At 58.2% G+C, this 18010-nt stretch carries 13 protein-coding genes and 1 pseudogene; 5 read left to right on the top strand and 9 right to left on the bottom strand.

Annotated features, from left to right (window positions below; all coding sequences use genetic code 11):
* Nucleotides 1-845: 845 nt before the first annotated feature.
* The 3 genes from ACFQL3_RS08040 to ACFQL3_RS08030 all read left to right on the top strand — a co-directional run bounded on the left by ACFQL3_RS08040 (nt 846) and on the right by ACFQL3_RS08030 (nt 3601).
* Nucleotides 846-1286: a DUF5805 domain-containing protein gene (locus ACFQL3_RS08040; protein ID WP_377053067.1), complete on the top strand. Its 441-nt coding sequence runs from the start codon at nt 846-848 to the stop codon at nt 1284-1286.
* On the top strand, nt 1283-2332 hold the full coding sequence (locus tag ACFQL3_RS08035; protein WP_377053065.1) for a tyrosine-type recombinase/integrase: 1050 nt from the start codon (nt 1283-1285) through the stop codon (nt 2330-2332). The genes ACFQL3_RS08040 and ACFQL3_RS08035 overlap by 4 nt, the downstream gene beginning before the upstream one ends.
* Nucleotides 2333-2665: 333 nt before the next feature.
* A complete protein-coding gene (locus tag ACFQL3_RS08030; protein WP_377053063.1) occupies nt 2666-3601 on the top strand; it encodes an NAD-dependent epimerase/dehydratase family protein in 936 nt (311 codons plus the stop codon).
* 23 nt (nt 3602-3624) lie between these two features.
* Here the strand turns inward: ACFQL3_RS08030 and ACFQL3_RS08025 are convergent.
* Both ACFQL3_RS08025 and ACFQL3_RS08020 read right to left on the bottom strand, forming a co-directional pair.
* Nucleotides 3625-4359: pseudogene (locus tag ACFQL3_RS08025) on the bottom strand (IS6 family transposase).
* 144 nt (nt 4360-4503) lie between these two features.
* Nucleotides 4504-5466, bottom strand: coding sequence for a DUF2334 domain-containing protein (locus ACFQL3_RS08020; RefSeq protein WP_377053061.1), 963 nt, complete (start codon nt 5464-5466; stop codon nt 4504-4506).
* 309 nt (nt 5467-5775) lie between these two features.
* Here ACFQL3_RS08020 and ACFQL3_RS08015 point away from each other — a divergent pair, with 309 nt between their 5' ends.
* Complete coding sequence (locus ACFQL3_RS08015) at nt 5776-6804, top strand: DUF1616 domain-containing protein (protein ID WP_377053059.1); 1029 nt, start codon at nt 5776-5778, stop codon at nt 6802-6804.
* 6 nt (nt 6805-6810) lie between these two features.
* Here ACFQL3_RS08015 and ACFQL3_RS08010 read toward each other — a convergent pair whose 3' ends face one another.
* The 6 genes from ACFQL3_RS08010 to ACFQL3_RS07985 all read right to left on the bottom strand — a co-directional run bounded on the left by ACFQL3_RS08010 (nt 6811) and on the right by ACFQL3_RS07985 (nt 15601).
* Nucleotides 6811-7965, bottom strand: coding sequence for a glycosyltransferase (locus ACFQL3_RS08010; RefSeq protein WP_377053057.1), 1155 nt, complete (start codon nt 7963-7965; stop codon nt 6811-6813).
* Nucleotides 7966-8079: 114 nt separating this feature from the next.
* A complete protein-coding gene (locus tag ACFQL3_RS08005) occupies nt 8080-9213 on the bottom strand; it encodes a polysaccharide lyase (RefSeq protein WP_377053055.1) in 1134 nt (377 codons plus the stop codon).
* A 176-nt stretch (nt 9214-9389) separates the two neighbouring features.
* Nucleotides 9390-11342: a hypothetical protein gene (locus ACFQL3_RS08000; RefSeq protein ID WP_377053053.1), complete on the bottom strand. Its 1953-nt coding sequence runs from the start codon at nt 11340-11342 to the stop codon at nt 9390-9392.
* 94 nt (nt 11343-11436) lie between these two features.
* Complete coding sequence (locus ACFQL3_RS07995) at nt 11437-12549, bottom strand: glycosyltransferase family 2 protein (protein WP_377053051.1); 1113 nt, start codon at nt 12547-12549, stop codon at nt 11437-11439.
* Nucleotides 12539-13882: a nucleotide sugar dehydrogenase gene (locus ACFQL3_RS07990; RefSeq protein WP_377053049.1), complete on the bottom strand. Its 1344-nt coding sequence runs from the start codon at nt 13880-13882 to the stop codon at nt 12539-12541. Before ACFQL3_RS07990 ends, ACFQL3_RS07995 begins: the two co-directional genes overlap by 11 nt.
* Before the next feature lie 246 nt (nt 13883-14128).
* Nucleotides 14129-15601, bottom strand: coding sequence for a flippase (locus ACFQL3_RS07985; RefSeq protein ID WP_377053047.1), 1473 nt, complete (start codon nt 15599-15601; stop codon nt 14129-14131).
* Nucleotides 15602-16614: 1013 nt separating this feature from the next.
* Between ACFQL3_RS07985 and ACFQL3_RS07980 the strand changes: the two genes are divergently transcribed.
* Complete coding sequence (locus tag ACFQL3_RS07980; protein ID WP_377053045.1) at nt 16615-17229, top strand: PIG-L deacetylase family protein; 615 nt, start codon at nt 16615-16617, stop codon at nt 17227-17229.
* 47 nt (nt 17230-17276) lie between these two features.
* Here the strand turns inward: ACFQL3_RS07980 and ACFQL3_RS07975 are convergent, their stop codons facing one another.
* A complete protein-coding gene (locus ACFQL3_RS07975; RefSeq protein WP_377053043.1) occupies nt 17277-17936 on the bottom strand; it encodes an HAD family hydrolase in 660 nt (219 codons plus the stop codon).
* Nucleotides 17937-18010 lie beyond the last annotated feature (74 nt).

Genomic DNA, 18010 nt, shown 5'->3' with positions numbered 1-18010 from the left:
CCCACTCCCGGGACATAGACGCCCCACTGGAACTGTGGTCTCGTATCGGAGTTCACGCTGCTCACCTGGCAAGCGATTCGTTTCGAGGCGGGTCGCTAGCTACCACCGCAGTCATGGTGACACTCTCGATCCGACATAGCTTTCTGGCAAGGAGCATCCGATTGCAGTCGTAGCTGTAACCGTACTTCCTGCGGCAGGGTGGTCAAACGACTCTGAAACTGCGGGATGCCCGGTCGGTTGTTACTCGGACTGACCCATGAAACGGCTTCGCACATACTTCTCGACGACTGCCCGATAGGGGACTACCCCGCCCGACAGGTCGGTCGATCGGACGAGACGATGTTCTCGATATACCACCTCTTCCGGGTTCAACGACGGTCCGGATGCTTGATCTGCCTGGAGCAGGCGCGGGCCTCCCGCGTGATTCGCCGACACGCCGCCACCCGGCCGACGCACTCATTGGGTGCAACCGTCGATCATCATCCCACTGATATGAGCATCTCGACCGAGTAAATCAACAACTGCACTGCGGAATCTTCGCATCGCAGTAGCGAATCTGAAGCAAGAGCCATACCAGATTCGGCGTCTGGAACCCGCTTCAGGAAGACGACTGTCGGGCTCTATTCCCAAGGGTGAATGAGGAGATCACTCTATAACCGTACTCCGCAAATCTGGAGATTCTTCTCAAACCAGCGATCAATATATGGTCCTAAAATATAATATAAAAATCTAAACGAAGGGTATCAGGCTCTTAGAAAGAAAATATACAGTGTCAGAATTAGGGATAAGTATGTTTATCTGGAGTTATGGTAACATTAATGCAGGCGGGAGTCGTTCACCCGTTCATGGCTACCGACGACGACGTCGATACCTCGCGAACCTCCGTGAAGACCTACGTCCCGGCGTATCAAAAAGCACAATGGAAATCTCACGCCGACGAACTCGGTATGAGTCAGAGCGAGTTCGTCCGGTCGATGGTGCAGGCCGGTCGGCGTGGATTCGGCGGGTCGGACGGCGACGCCGATGACTCCTCCCCAGCAGGTGCATCGGCCCAGGAGAGAGAGAACGAGAACATGGTCCGACAGGCCGGCAGCAGTGGTGAACTCTCCGAAAGGGTCGTTGCCCTGCTCGAACGCGAGGGGACGCTCTCGTGGGAAGCACTGGTCGAGGCGCTGACCGACGACATCGAGGAACGGCTTGACGATACGATGGCCGAACTGCAGGACGAAAGCAAGGTCCGCTACAGCGGCCGGCATGGCGGCTACACGCTCTCGGGGGACAGATGAGCCGTACCGAAACGCCCGACGAGAGCGTCGAGGATCCGATCGAATACTTCGTCCGCGACGTCGGCTATCACGGCAAGACAGAGCGGACACAGGCGGCCTACGAACGCGTTTTGCGGCAGTTCGAGGTATTCCTCGGCGAGGGGACAGAACGTTCTCAGGGTGGCCTCAGTATCGACGGGGCAACCCATCGGGACTGCATGGAGTGGGTCGATTCGCTACGGGGAGGGCATGCGGGAAGCACCGTTGCGACCTACGCCTCGTATCTCCACCGGTTTTACGGCTACATGATGGAGGTCGGCGTACTCGAATCGAACCCGATGACGCTGGTCGTCGAACAGATCGAGGAATCGATCGACACTGACCCCGCCCGGCGAGAGATCTCCATCCCGGAGATACGGGAGTTCGTACAGGGTATCTGTCACCCGCTGGATAAAGCAGTCGTCGTGACGTTGCTGAAGACCGGACTGCGGGTCGGCGAACTCTGCAATCTCGACATCCAGGACGTGAATTTACAGCCCCTGGATCTGGACACGGAGAGTGAGGTCCGACCGCAGCTCTCCGGACAGACGAACACACTGTACGTTTCGCCGGAGCCCTCCCGTGGGGAACTGACGAACGGCGAGCAACGGACGGCCTCGAACAAGCGGAAACGCCAGACGGTCGTTCCGATAGACGACGAGCTCCGATCCGTGCTCGTCGAGTGGCTGGCCGTCCGCCCGGATCCGATCTCCGAGGCCGATCCACTGTTCGTAAGCACCGGTGACTCGTGGGGCCACCGCCTGACGACGGACATGGCTCATACGCTCGTCACGGACCACGCCAGTGAGCGGGGCTGGTACCGGACCGGCGGCGGGGCCGCAGAGAACGTCACGCCGCACTACTTTCGGCACTTCTTCACAACGCACCTTCGGAGTGAGACGGGTGACCGTGGGATTGTGAAGTATCTGCGTGGGGACGTCGCCGACGACGTCATCGATACGTACACCCACAACTGGGGGGATCGGGTAAGGGAGACGTACGAGGAGAGTATTTACTCGTTGTTGTAGTTCGACACCGATACGACTGATTTCGTGTGTAGTGGAGCGACTTTCTGGTTTGCTGAACGGTAAAAGCTGTCCGACTGCCACCTAATAAATCAAATAATGCTATATCAATCGGTAGGGGACTACCGGGCATCGATCCGATGTACGACACACACGAAAACTGTCCGGTATACACGTCTTTGTGTTTGAGCACGGTGGCCATAGTTCGGATCCATCGTCGACCGCTCTAACCGTCTCGTTCGGCCGTCCATGCGGGGTAGCCTACTCTGACATGGAATTTCATCACAGTGTTTGACGGGTGGCACGTTTTTGTATCCGTTTGTGGCGTATTCTTCTATGGAGGACGATCGCGTATTGATAACCGGCGGTGCCGGGTTCATAGGATCGAATCTCGCAAACTACCTCGCAAAAGATAACGACGTCGTCGTAGTCGATAACGGGTATCTGGGAACGCCGGACAATCTCGACCGAGCGGTCACGTTCCACGAGCGAAGCGTGCTCGAAGACGATCTCCCGACCGATGTCGATGTCGTATACCACCTCGCTGCACTCTCTTCGTACGCGATGCACGAGGAGGATCCCCAGCTCGGTGCGCGTGTAAACGTCGAAGGATTCACAAATGTCGTCGAACACGCCCGCCAAAGCGGCTGTGAGACGATCGTCTATGCGTCCACCTCTTCGATTTACGGAAACCGGACTGAACCGTCGCCGGAGGACCTTTCCGTCTCAGTGAATACGGGATACGAGGCCTCGAAACTCGCTCGCGAGCGGTACGGCGAGTACTTCTCGAATCACTACGATATGAACGTTGCCGGAATGAGGTTCTTTTCGGTCTACCAGGGGTACGGTGGCGCCGAGGAACACAAAGGGGAGTACGCGAACGTGATCGCTCAGTTCGCCGACGATATCGCGAACGGACAGTCGCCGAAACTATACGGGGACGGTACCCAGACGCGGGATTTCACCCATGTCAACGACGTAGTGCGCGGGCTCGAACTCACAGCTGATCACGAACTCGATGGCACCTACAATCTCGGTACCGAGACAAGTTACGACTTCAACACCGTCGTCAAGTTGCTGAACGAGGAACTAGGACGAAATATCGATCCAGAATACGTGGAGAATCCGATTCCACAGGATGTCTATGTCTCTGACACGTGTGCCGATATAGAGAAAATAAAGGAAGAAACGGGATGGGTGCCCCAAGTATCATTCGAAGAAGGTATCAAACGAGTGTGTCGCCAGTACACGAACAAGCCACCGAATGGCTGACAAACGCCTGTTTTTGGCACTGTCTAGTTCAGAACCACCTCGGCAGGAATCGCTCCATCTAACGCTTGGTTCGGTCGGTGTCGATTGTAGTAGTGTCTGAATCGTCGCAGCCAGCGTTTCGCACTGGATGGATTGCCCCGCCAAAACGGGTGAAAGCAGTTGATTCGCATCGTCACGGTCTGGAACCACTTTTCGATGTGGTTCCGCCTTATGTAGTTGAGCTGACCGCTCAATTCTCGGCGAGCAGGGGCAGTCAAGTAGCCTCCAGCATCGACGAGAAACTCTGTATTGGCGATCCCATTTTTCTCGGTAAGGCGATACAGGAACGCCGCTGCGAGGTCTGTCCTGCGGCAGCTGTAGACATCGACTTCAAGCAGCAATTTTGACCCTGTGTCGATCGCGGCGTAGAACAACTTTTCTCCCCGTCAACTTTGATTTGCTTCTCGTCAACCGCAACCCGCGATGGCTCCACCGTCCTCAGAACTCAAGCGTTCTGATGGGTCGCACGAGAACTTTGTTCTCGTGGACATCGGCGGTTCGGGCTCTGTCTCGGTTAGTTTCTCTTTCCAGTTCCAGACTGCCTGATAGCAGCGATCGACACCCAACTAGTCCAAGACGACCTCGACTTTACGCACTGACAACCCCCTCGAGTGAAGTCGAATCGCGAAACAGCGCACGGGTGTCGGCGTGCGCTCGTTCTCCCAAGTATCTTTATTCTCCACATCTAAGCGTTCTTTGAGGAGGTCTACGAGTTTCATGGACAGAACTCACTACGACCTCCTCGTTCCTCAATCCCTCAACTAGACAGTTCCCTATAGGGAATTTATACTATGATTTATAATATTAGACGTTCGTTGAATTCTGGACGGGTATGATAGTGGCAACCTCCCCTTCGTTCATTCTCAAGAGGATTTGGTGGAGTGGGTTTCCTTCACTCTCCACCCGTCTTCCGTTCTCTTGAGGGCGCCATTTTCGATCTGCTCTGCAAACCCACCCAACGTCATAAATTTACTATTGTCCTCCAAGGCGTGCTGTATCATTCCCTCCAAGACTTGTTTATCCGCCTCTTCAGAATAACGATTATAGTGCAACATTATAACATTTAGACTATATTCCTCGCTGTTTTTGTCATATTCCTGTTCTAAACTGTCTATTTTCTTGACTTCTTGTGTCTCTGAGTCCTCCATAGCCAGGTTAGCTGGTAGGTGTATGATTCCGTTATCTTCCCAAACCATTTCTTTTCCAAAATAGTCTCTCTGAAAATAAAATCCACCGGATACCAGCCGGAATCCTTTCTCGGCTAACACCTGTACTGTTGCTTCATCATATGTATTGAAGGGTGGTATGAATGTCGTTGGGGTCTGGTCAAAACATTCGTCGAACTGTTGTAGTGAATTTGTTATTTTTTGGTTCTGTTGATCGTATGTTAGGCCACCAAACTCACTACCCCAGAAGAAATCCGTTTCTCGGACATGAGTGTAACCGTGCAGGGCATTTTCAACCAACTCTGGGTTGTCTTCGGCGACAGAATTTAAGTACTCGCAGACTTCATGTTCTAAATTAATACCTTCGTCTTCATTTTTATCATATGGAACTATCCCCTGTGTGAAGGGTATCTCATTATTTATGAAGACTTCATTGACACCAGAAAGAACCTCAATATCTGTCCAGGGCGCTGGATCGTCGTTTCTGAATATTACAACCGTGTTATATTCTGTCTCGTCACTATCTGTAGTATCAGATTGGTTCGAATCTGGCGATGCTTGTGTCCCTTCTCTAATCCGGCGGCAGCCGGCTAGAGAAACGGTAACGCTCCCGCCGAGCGCACCTAATAGTTGTCGCCGATTGATTGGCTTGTGTCCCATTGTTCACCGATAATAACGTTATCCAGCCACAAAACTATACTCGCAAATTGTGTTGTTCGCGTCCCAAGTCTGTCTGGGTCGGCTCGAATTCTCCGCGGAGTTCTAGATTTCGAGGAGTCGTGCTGCAGTGTTACTTGGGGCAGGTCAGTCGGTCTGTGCGTTCCGTCTAGTGCAGTCCCGACGACTGACAGTAGCATTGGCGTACCCAGAGCGCCTCGCCAACGGTCAGTGGATTCGTCCGTCGGACGGCGACCGTCAGGTCGTTTCGGGCCGCATTACTTTACTACCGTATGATAACGTGGACCATAAATGGGTATTTTCCGTTCGACAGCTCGCCCCGTACCGGTCGACCTCCTAGGGGTGATTGGACTGACGTTCGCGTTGAACACTGCCGTTTTCTTCCCAATCCTCCGCAGCACGCCGCTTCGAGTACCCCTCGGGTTCGTCTTCGTCTGTCTCGTGCCCGGGTACGTCGTTGTCGCAGCCCTATTCCCAGAGCGGTTCCGTGCTGAGAGCGGCGAACGTGTTGGAGGACAGCTATCGTCAGCGCCCGGGACGGAGGGAGCTAACGGCGTCACCGTCACCGAGCGGTTCCTGCTCTCCGTCGGGCTAAGCATCATCATAGTACCGGCCATCGGATACGCGTGGAACTTCACGCCTTGGGGCATCCAGTTGGTCCCTGTATTGCTCTCAGTGAGCGGATTCACAATCGTGGTTGCCGTCCTCGCCGCACTGCGCCGGTGGCAGCTTCCCGGCAATGCACAGTTCCGGCCAGGTCTGCCAGACGGTCTCGACGAGGTGTGGCCGGTTGGCACTGGCGGTGGATCAGTGAGGGTGGTGAACGCAGTTCTCGTCGTGTCGGTCCTCTTCTTCGCGATGAGCGCCGGGTACGCAGCCGTGGAGCTGTCCTACGACGAGCAGTACTCGGAGTTTTACCTGCTGTCGGGAGATGGGGAGACGTTCGCTGGTGTCGACCAGTCCTCGGTGGTTGTCGGGGGCGACCAGCAAACCATCGGCGTGGCCATCAGCAACCACGAAGGACAGCCTAAGAACTACACGGTCGTCGTCATCCAGCAGACTGTCGACGAGGCCGGGAACGCAACAGAGGTCCGCGACCAGACGCCGCTCGACAGCTTCACCGTCGCCGTCGACGCCGACGAGACCGTGGTCCGGAACTATACGTTCACGCCAGCCGCCCGCGACGACCGATCCCGGGTCGTCTGGCTCCTCTATCCTAACGACGTCCCGGACACCGCGTCGACGGCGTCCGCGGCGAACCATGTATACCTCTGGGTTGTATCGAACGCGAGCAAGTCCGACTATCGGACGGCGCAGTGACCGCCGTCAGTGCCCGCGCGGCACAGGCTCCTCAGAAACAGTCACGTTCTCGTCGAGCAGGTCTTCGTACAGCCGCAGGTGGCGTTCGATCGCGTCCTCAGAGTCCGCTGACTTGGACAAATTGCTGTCCATACCGTCGCAAAGCGCCTGCTTGAACTCGGCGCGGTCGTCAGCAACGACGTCCACTTGGTCGGCAAGTCCCCCGACATCGTATCCTACGGTCGGCGTCTCGAAGTGGTCCGCGAGCTCCGCGACGCCGCTCTGGGCGTCGAAGTAATCGTAGGGAAGCGCGACGACATCGGCGGCCGTGAAGAAGTACTCAAGATCGGCCTCGGGGATGTAGCCGGGGAACCGGTGGACGTGTTCTGTAAGGTCTTGTTCGGCGATGAGCGCCTCGTAGTTACTCCAGTTGACCCAGGACTTGCCTGCGACGACCAGTTCGATGTCCCGATTTTCCTGGAGCGCCGCGACCATCTCGACGAGCGAGTCTAGGCCCTTGTACTCTCGGACGTTCCCGAAGAACAGGACTACATCAGCGTCCTCGTCAAGGTTGAGCCAGGACAGGGCTTCTGTCGCGGTGACGCCGCGGCGGTCCGGGCCGATGGTCGGGTGGGGAATGACGTGGACATCTTCGGGCGAGATGGGGCGCCCGTCGGTAAGCTGTTTACGGTTGCGGTCGCTGTGCACGACGTGCTCGTCGGCGAACCGGTAGACGGCAGCGTTCAGGAACATCTTGAGCCGCGTCTGTTCGTGCGGCTCGACGTTGTGAACGGTCAGAAGGATAGTCTTGCCGCGGGCCTTGCCGACGGCGAAGACGACCACGTACGGGACCGCCAACGGGTATGACCACCACTGGGCGTGAATCAGGTCGATATCCGGGTCGAGGCCCAAGCGTAGCCAGCTCACCGGGTCGTACCAGGCGAGCCGACGCTGGACGTTCTCGGCCTTGACAGGCTCCTCGCCAGTCCGGGGGTCGCCGCCCGGGTAGAGCGACGCCGGGTAGAGGCTCCGCCAGCCGGCGAACGTGAAGTTACGGAGCGACCGGTTGAGTCCGTCGTACAGCGCCTTGCAGTACGACGAGATGCCCTTCCAGGGCGGGAGTGTTCCGATCATCTGGACCCCGGGTCCTGGGTCGTCGCAGTCCGTGTCGTCGCTGGTCATTGTCTGACATTCTCAAGAGGGCCTAAGGTATTGTTCTAAACAGCCTACCCGGCCAACCCCGCGATGGTTGCGTGATCACTCGGCAACCGGGTCGGTTGCGGTGGGTTGTGCCGGTTATGGCATCCCACCGCGGACGATGCCGAGATCGTCGAACTGGACGGTGATGTTGCCGCTCGGCGTGTTGCCGCCACCGTGATATAAATCCCACCAAGACCATTGGACATCGTTTCCGCCGCTGTCCCGAAAGCGGAGGTCCGTCCGCTCGTACTCGAGCTTCCCGTCGATCCAGCCCCGGAGCACGCCATCGTTCTCGCCGGGCGTGCCGAGGTCGATGTACTGCTCGAAGTCGTGCCACACGTCCTCCTCAAGGAGCCGGCCCCAATAATCGTGTTCGCCGTACGAGCCCGATACGTCCATGTGGTAGATGTACCAGTCGACTGCGATGCCGGGGCCGTGGTCGCTGGGGTCGTCCCACCCCATGCGCGCCGACCAGCCCGTGCCGTTGGCGGGACTGCCGCCAGCGCCCTCGTCAGTGCCGTCGCGGCCGGCAAACCCGGGGAGCTTCCCGTCGTCGGTGATGTTGTCCGTAAACCCGGGCTCGAACCGGAGTGCGAAGCTGTGGTAGCACGACGTCGGCGCTTGGCCGGTTCGAGCCGCATGGTTGTGGATCGTGTAGATGCCACGGTTCTCGCCGCCGGGGACGGTTGCCTGGAGCTGGTTCCCGTCGCGTCCCGCGACATCGCGGATATCGGCGTTTGCGGCGAGCCCGTAGTCCCAGCCGTCGCCGAAGGTGGCGGTCCAGTTGTCGTCTTCGAACGGTTCGGTAACGTCGAAGGACACCTGGGTGCTGTCGGCTGTGCTGGTCGAGGACCCGCCGAGCGTCTGAGTGCCATCGGTAGTGTGGACGCGGACCTCACCGGCGTCGCCGCGGAACCACACGTCGCCGGGAGCTGGCGAATCGGGGTCGCTGTCCTTCACCGGGAGTCGGAGGGAGTCCCCGACGGCGAGTTGCTGGTGGTTATGGGTCGCGACTGGCACCTGGGACCACTCGCTTCCGTCACCGACGTACGCGTTCCCAGTATCGACGGCGTAGAACTTGGCACCAGATTTCGGGTCGTAGGTGTCGAGTTCGGACTCCTGGTCGCGCACCTCGACGGCAATGTCGAGTCGTTCGAAATTCCGGTTCAGTGGCACCCCCCAGTCGCTTGTGCCCTGCTCGGGTGTGTCGAAGCCGTGGTTCTCTGTCATAGGTACCCATATAGCAAAACGGTTTATACTCTTTTTGGTTAATTTTATATGTATATATATAACTAATATAAAAATATATCGAAACCGTATGAGTACGGTAGTTGGAATGTAATAAATTGTTCCTGGGAAGATAATGTCGCTATCCGGAAAGCGGCCACCCCTGGCTGAGCGTACTGTTAGTCCGCTGTATAGGCCGTCACGGACCCCGAGTCGTAGACGCGGTGACGGTCGTCGAGGTCGTTCCAGACTGGCGAGGATGCCGGAAGGGACTGGCGGAAGTTCGAGTACGGCGGGTCCTCCACTCTCTCGTTGGTCGGGAACACGCTCAGCGGCCGTTGTGCTAGTTCGGCGCCCCGGAGAACGAACACTGAGCCGTCCGCGGTGTGCAACTCCCTGTTCATCGGGTCTGCTTGGATAATGTGACAATCCCCGTTCCCGGGGTTCTCAACGTACCTGCAGGTCACGTAGTCACTGGTCACCGACCGGTCGGCTGTCTCGGTGATCGTCCCGACGCTCGTCACCTCGGACTCGGAGAGGTAGAAAGTGTAGAAATCGTCGCGCTCAACCACCGGGTTGTCCGAGGCGACGAAGTCGTTCGAGACGGCAAAGAAGACGGTGGTGAACGCCAGCACGACGACAACCGCCAGCGCGATGCGACGGCCGCCGACGGCCGCCCCGGCCCGCGCCGCAGACACGACTCCGACGCCGAACGTGAGCGCGACGAAGGGGTATGTGTACTGGCCGAACCGGAGGACCATGTCAGCCGTAACGTTCGACACTACGCTAAATAGCATCGCCGGCCCTGGGAACGAGAGTGGGACCAGCAGCAGCGTCGCCAATAGGACGCACTCGCCGCGCCGCGAGAGCCTGCTTGCGGCCGCCGAGCCGACAACGGCGAACATTATGAACAGCAACAGGAACCCGAACGGAGTGTAGTTTGCGAGTTCGTGCAGTGGCGACTCAATGAACTGTGTCGTGATACCTCCGGTCTCATTGGACAGGCCGTATGTCGCGTTCTCGGTGGCGAGGGAGATGAGCCGTTCTATCAAAGCAGGATCCATGAGTCCCCAGTAGACCACCTGCACAACCGGTATCGTGAGCAGGGCTCCTGTGGAGACCACATACGAAGACGCTCCGTTCCCGTGAGAGCGCGTGTTGAGAAGTCGTTCCGCGGCGTAGTACGCGCCAAGGGTGACGAAAATAAACGGGAGGCTGACAGTGTGGTAGGCTGCGATTCCGACGACGAACGCGAGGAATATGAAGGTCCCTCGACGGTCCTCAAGCAGCAGGGCTAGTAGGGAGAACAGGAACAGGACAGCTGTGACGCTCCGCGGGATGGAATACATCCCGTATAAAACCACGAACGGTATCGCACACATCCCGAGAGCCGCCACGACGGCGATGACTCTTGAAAATCCGAACCGTCTCGCCATCGCGTAGATGGCGACTGTCGCCACAGCATAGACGACGCCCGTTGTCACAAAGAACACTACGAGCGTGTCCACGACGCCGCCATAGAGCTGCTGCTGGAACGCCATTAGGACGTGCCATAGCGGGAACCCCTGGTACGAACCGAAGGCATCAGTAATGTGTCCGGTGGTCAGCAGGCTGTCGACAAAACGGTGGTGGGGAAATACATCTGTGCGTCCAAAAAAATACCGGTACTTTAGAGTTACTGACCAGACAAGAGTCGCAAGTAGGGCTGCAATCTCCGTCAGGAAGAGAACGACTCGTGCTCGGCTCGGTTCAGTGTGGAGCAGCTGGAACAGTATGATGGCGGCCGCCAGCGCAACAAGACCGTAGTAGGCATACGGTCGGATGGCCCCGGCCGACGCAGTCAGCAGGGAGAGTCCGTGAATTGTCAAGTAGCCGGCAACAGAGAGCCGCAATCTGGCCGGGGTGAGTGATCTCGCAAACACCACCTCGCGCGCGATCGAAACGCGGTTGACAAGGAGTGCCGTCGTCGACGCGACCACGATCGGCACGGTCGCGTACAGAGAGACGACAGCGAATGTCGTCAGTCCCGCAACGTAAACACCGGTTGTCGCGGAAATGGCCGCCGCCGGCGCGAGGTATGCAACGGTACCTGCGATGTTGTCGTAATCCCTTCCGATCGCCCACACGTCCATCGGCAACGTCATAGTTGGTCAGTGTCGAGCAGCGGCACCCATGCTCGGGGGGCAGGGCGTCGGTGGTGAGACTGTTCCAATCGCGAATACCGGGTCATCGTTTACCTCCCCAGCCGTCGTGGTTCTCGGCTAGCACCACTTCGACGAGGTCGGCTGATGCCGTGCGCTCGACGACCATGGCGACTGTCAACGAAAGCGCGCCCGCACCCAAGGTTTCCGCCGCACCTCGGTAGGACCGCCGGCCGGTTACCAGCCGGCAAAGCGGTGTCAGGAGCACTGAACCGATGAGGAGACAGACCACTCCGACGAGGTACAGCAGCGCCACGAGCGACGACTTGTCGGCGACAAGCTCAGTGCGGAGCCGCCAGAGGAATCGCTCCGCGAGCATTGGCGTTACCTTGGTCAGGAACGTTGAAATTTCGATGTTGCTTGTCTCTTCGCCGTATGTGGTCGGGACCTCGACATCCGCGATGGGCGCATTCTGGGTGTTCAAGCGAACGAGGACTGCGTTGCAGTACGCATAGTACTCGAAGAGGTTCTCCACCCCAATGCGCTGCAGGGCGTCTAGAGAGATTGCCGTGTACCCGTTCTGGGAGTCTGTCATCGGCCAGTAACCGCTTGCTACCTTCGTCATGCATGTCAGGACGGTGTTACCGAACGCGCGTACTGGCGGCATTTCACGCCAGTGCCGGCCGTCTACGAGCCGGGTCCCCTTCGTGTACTCGACGCGGCCGTCGACGACGGGCTTGACGAGTCGATTCATGATTCGTGGGTCCATCTGTCCATCTGCGTCGATGGTCACGGTGATGTCAATGCCGTCAACGAGCGCGGCGAGGTAGCCCGTCTTGATGGCGCCGCCCGCGCCGAAGTTCTCCGTGTGTGCAATTGCTACCAGATCGTTACGGGACTCGATGGTGTCTATGCGATCTTCGAACGTCTGTACGACTGACCGCGATGCTTCGGGCTCGCGAAGGAATGACCCGTGGGCGTCCGGCCGCTCGTCGCGGTACTGGAGTTTGCCGGCGCCGTTGCCGCACACCGCTACCGAGGCAGCGTCAAGGATCTCTGACCACGTGCCGTCCGTGGAGCAGTCGTCAATGGCGTATACCCGGTCGACGAAGTCTGGTATGTCCCGCAGCACGTCACCGACGAACCCTTCCTCGTTGTAGGCGGGGACGACCACGCCGACGGTGGCATCACGATACATTATTCTCTGTCGACAGCGTGTCCGCGGACTGCCTGAAGTGGCCGGTCAGATCGACGATATACGGCGACTCGTCCGCGGTGTTGTGGTCGTTGAGGCTGTAATCCCGGAACTCGTCGTGAAGCGTCGTGACAATGACAGCGTCATACGCCGCGAAGTCGGGATCATCGACGGGATGGACGCCGAACTCGGCCGCCAAATGGTTGTCGTCGACCAGCGGATCGTAACCATCGACGGACGCGCCGTAGGAGTTCAGTTCGTCGATGAGCGTGCCGAGGGCGTCGTTACGTGGGTCACTTATGTTCGCCTTGTAAGCGAATCCGAGGACCAGCGTACGGAACCCCTCGGACTCCCTGTCAGCCATCGTTCCGTCCGATAGTCTTTCCACTCCGCCCCCGTCCGCCTGCAGGACGGTCTCGGTTTGAGGGACGTTCTTGGCGACCTGCTCGGCGATATGCCGCGGAAAGGAATCGTTCGTCCGGCGGGCGCTCTCTATTAGTGCCGAGTAGAAGCCGTCCCGATTGAACCGTTTCGCCAGCAGATGGGGGTCGATCGGGATGCAGTGGCCGCCGACGATACCCGGTTGGTAGTCGTGGAACGCTGGTTTCGTGCCTGCCGCGTCAAGGACTGCCCTGGGGTCAAGGTCGATGTCGAGTTTCCGGGATCCGATGGTGAACTCGTTGATGAGTGCGATGTTGACGTCTCGCTGGACGTTCTCCAAACACTTTGCCGCCTCTGCCGTTTCGATGGTGGGCACCGGGTGGACGCTGGCCTCGATGATGGACTCGTAGAGCGAGACGGTCTCCGAAAGCGTCTGTTCGTCACCCGCGCTAACGAGCTTGCTCGTTTGTCGCAAACTGTAGTCGTCAGCGGGGCCGGGGGCGATGCGTTCGGGAGAGTAGCCGACTCCGAAGTCATGCCCGGCCTCCAGCCCCGAGGCGGCTTCAAGCGCCGGGACGAGGATCTCCCTTGTACCCCCGGGGTAGACGGTCGATTCAAGAACGACCGTGCCCCCCGGCTGAAGCTGGTCGCCGACAATGCGTCCAGCGGCTTTTATCATGTCGAGTTCCGGTCGGTGCCAGTCGTCGATGGGCGTGGGAACCGTAATGATGGCGTAGTCTAACCCCTCGACGGCTGTCGGGTCGGTCGTGAACTCGACGTCACTCTCCCTGATCACCGCGTCCTCTAGTTCGTTAGTCGGGTCGTTCCCTAGTCTGAGTTCTCGAATCCGTTCTTCTTTGATGTCGAGTCCAACGACTTCGTGGCCGGCGTCGTCGAACGCGACTGCGAGTGGAATCCCAACGAACCCCATCCCAATGACGCGTATCTCCGTCATGCTATCCCCCTTTTGTGGAGGGCCCTTTTGGTTATGAGCAACGAATTATATATAACTGAAACTTACCAGCCAAAGTACTGTGGCGCCGGATCGACCCCCCACTGCAAGCGCAGAAAAGCTCCCAGATATCCGCGAACACTCTCCCTGTCTGTCCGTAGCGTGAGCTAGTAATGTGATCGAATACCCGTTTGGAAGAGAATGCGTGCGGGGCGGCGGGTCGATGAGACCGTCGGCCATCGGGGGACGCTACTCCTTTCCGGGCGCTAGGTTGTACAGCGAGTCCAAAGAAAAGAACCCCCCGAACACGGCGAGCACGGTCCAGACCATCGTCCCTGTGACGATGACGCCCGCGATTGCCACTGGGCTGCTCGCATATCCGCGGATCACCAGCACCACCATAGCCAACATCGTGCTGATTCCGACGACCTGTACGGACTGCCGAAGGAGGAACCCCGCCCGCAGTCCGAGCTCGGTGTTCACAACTCCGAGACAGAGCGCCGCGTACACCGCCTGCATGAGGACCGTCGCTACGGCGGCCCCGATCGCGCCTAGCGACTGGATGAACACTACAGTAAGCGCAACGTTGCCGGCGGAAGTCAGTATCTTGAAGACGGCACGGGAGTCAGCTCGCCCGAGGTAGTCAAGGATATCTTCTGTCGACTTCGTCACTGCAACTAGCACGATGGCGGCGCAGAACGTCTGGAGGATTGGCACGACATCCCGGTACTGCTCGCCAAACACCGTCGTTACCACCGGCGCCGCCAGCAGGAACAGCCCGACGACGGCGGGGAGGTAGAACAACAGGAGGTAGACGAGGACGCGCTCGTAGGTCTTTCTGGCATACGCCTCGTTCTCGGCGACCGCAGCCTCGTTGAACTGCGGTCCGATAGAGAACCCGATGGACTGGGCAGGCCCCGTCGCGAACGTCATGATCTGCTTGCTGACGACGTAGTATCCCACGACCGCGGGGTTCAAAAATAATCCCACGAGGATGATGTCCACTTCCCGGTCGAGCACCCACGCACCCCGCGTCACCGTCAACGGTAGGCTGTACCGGAGCATACGCCTGACCAGTCCGTTCTCAATGGGGTCGGTCTCGTTGCGGGAGGGGATTCGCTGGGCGAGCAGCCAGACACCGATGACAGCCGCGAGCACGAAACCGACGATGTAGCCGACGAGCGCTCCCAGTAGTTCGTAGCCTAACGTGACGAGTATGAACACGCCAGCGATGCGCCCGACGCCCTCGCTCGCATAGACGGTCGCGCTGGCGGTGATGTCCTGGAACCCTTGGAGCACCACGCGAGTGTAGTTGTACAATGTTGCGAACACCACGTAGAGGCTCCCGACGGCGAGCAGCGGAGCGATGGTCGGTTCGCCGAGAGCGGACGCAATGGTGCCTGCGCCGAACAGGACCGTGCCAGCAACCACGGAGATGGAGACGGCATTGTACCGTACGGATTGTGTGAGGACGTGGCGGACCTGCTGGCCGTCGGCATCGAGGTAATACGAGACGTGTTTCGCCGCGGACTTCGCGATCCCGAGACTGCTGAACAGTCGGCAGACGGTCAGTACAGAGATGGCGAAAAACAACTTGCCATAGTCCGACGGCATCAGCTCTCGGGAGAGGAAGACGATGACTAAGCCCGAGGTCACGTAGTACACCAGTCTCGCCATAGTCTCAGTCGCGAAGTCCCGTGAGAGGCTCGAAGCGTCGACCATCGTATCCAGTGACAACCGCCACGACGAAGCACGGCCCCGTCAATCATAGGAGTGGCGCGAACGCTACCCTGGACCCACCCGGTTGCGACGCACAGATACGGGTCGACCGGCTTTCGTGACGACTGCTGTGGCACAAAGAACATCAGGCCCGGCAATAGTATTTGCAGCTTTCATGGCGTCCGAGCACCCCTGCGACCGGCTCCGCACATGGGAATCGCGACTCCACGAGCGTAGCGACGATTGCACAGCGCGAACACTCAGAGTCGCCTGATCGGTGGAGGTAATAGTACCTTACTTTAGGTTTGGAGATTCCTATCTAGTTAGTATAAATATCCTATATTATATTAGTAAGTATATAAATTTGTATAGTAGGTAAGCAGTTAGCAAAAAGTATTAATTACCCGTAGTAGCTTGTACCTACGCATATGGTAGAAGATCCTAAACACGAGTATGACGATATTACCAGTCCCGATTCCGAATTTTCCGTGGATCGACGAGGCTTCGTGCATATGACTGGGGCGGTCGCCATTGGTCTCGGAGCGGTGGCGAGCCAGAAAGGTAGCACACGCGCCGGGAATAGTGGCTACGGCGAGGGGGGCTTCGGCAGGGGTGCCTATGGTGGTGAATAGCGCAATTATAGAGATATGGTTCTAAGGGGTGGGGGGCGTGACCGAACACGATAGCCATGGACTTTTGGGCGTTCAGTGGCTTCGATGGCGCGCAGTTTGCCAACTGTCACTTCAAATGACTTGAGGTTGACGACAAGAATAGACCGTAGCATCGGCGAGACGCGGGTAGAGACCGGGTTCTTTGTAACAAGCCTCACTGGGCTCTCCCCGGAGATCGACTACGAGTTTCGCACAGTTTCGATGACGAGTGAAAAAGCCAAGTGGACCGGCAGCATCAACATTTTTACACCTGACTGTTTCGTAACAGCCGACCGGTCCGGACCCGAACTCATCGCTAGTGGTATTTGGAAAATAACATTATGCCTATGAAATCATCTTACTGTTATGAACATTGTCGCCATCGGAGCTCACCCTGATGACATCGAGATCGGGGCTGGCGGGTCGGTTGCACTCCACCGAGCCGAGGGACACACTATAGACTTCATCGTGGTGACCAGCGGCGGCGAACTCTCGAACACGGCCAAACGGGAGCGCGAGTGCGAGCGGGCAGCAGAGATTCTTGATGTCGACAACCTCCACTTTCTCGGCTATACGGACACCGAAGTCGCTTACGGGGGTGAACTCGTCAAGCAGATCGATGACATCCTCGAGTCGGTCGGCGCCGACCGTGTCTACATCCACTCGGAAAAAGACACCCACCAAGACCACCGAAACACCGCGCTGGCATCTATCGCGGCGGCCCGGAACGTCGACGAGGTGCTGTCCTTCGAGTCGCCGTCAACGCGGTCTTCGTTCGCGCCGGAATACTACAGCCCCATGCCTGAATCTGTGCTCAAAAAGAAGATCGAGGCAATTCGCACTCACGAGAGCCAGTCCGAAAAGAAGTATCTCGAAGCAGAGGCGATGGAAGGGCTGGCACGGTTCCGCGGGCGACAAGCAAATACCCGATATGCCGAGGCGTTCCAAGTCATACGCATCAAGCAGGATCCGAGGAACTAGCGGACGAGTCCCTGAGTGGTGTTTTCTGCCGGCCTACCTCACTCGGTTTAGTCGTCCGGCAGGGACGCCAGCAAGTCTGGGAGCTCGGCAAGGCTATCGATGGTGACATCCGGGACGGCATCCCCGGTCGGGACGCGCTCCGCGTACTGGCCCCGCCGTACTCGCACGGTCCGCATGCCAAGGGCTCGGGGCTGTAAGACATCCAGGCTGGGGCGGTCACCGACGTACACCGCCGCCTCTGCCGGCACGTCGAGTTCCCGTAGTGCAGTCTTGTATGGTTTGGGCTCCCGCTTGGATGTGTCGAGTTCCGATGTGACGATCACGATATCGAAGTAGTCCGCCAGCCCGAGCCGATGAAGTTTTGCGCGACCGTTTCGCCCGCCGGTGACCAAGCCGAGCGCGTACTCGTTTTTGAGGACCGACAGCGTCGGTTCAACATCCGAGAACGGTACCAGCGCGGCGTCGTTGGCGTGGTACGCATCGACCAACTCCGGGACTGCATCAAGGGAGTATCCACGCTCTGCGAGCACCGCATCGAACGTTGCGTCGGTCGCATTGGCTTGGAAGTACGCCCGAAGAAAAGCATCGGTCAAGTCAACGCCAGTTCGCTCAGCGTAGACTTCGCCGGCACGTTCGAGGCCCGCGCGCACGTACTGACGGTCGTCGAACAGTGTCCCATCAAGGTCGAAACACACTGCGGCAGGCATTGCAAGTGGTTATATTTAGGGACAATAGCATTTCAATAGTTAGGTCCTACTGTAGTCGTCCCGTCGTAAGCAGT

Source organism: Natronoarchaeum sp. GCM10025321 (assembly GCF_042663585.1).
GTDB lineage: Archaea > Halobacteriota > Halobacteria > Halobacteriales > Natronoarchaeaceae > Natranaeroarchaeum.
This window is presented reverse-complemented; position numbering and strand designations above follow the sequence as displayed.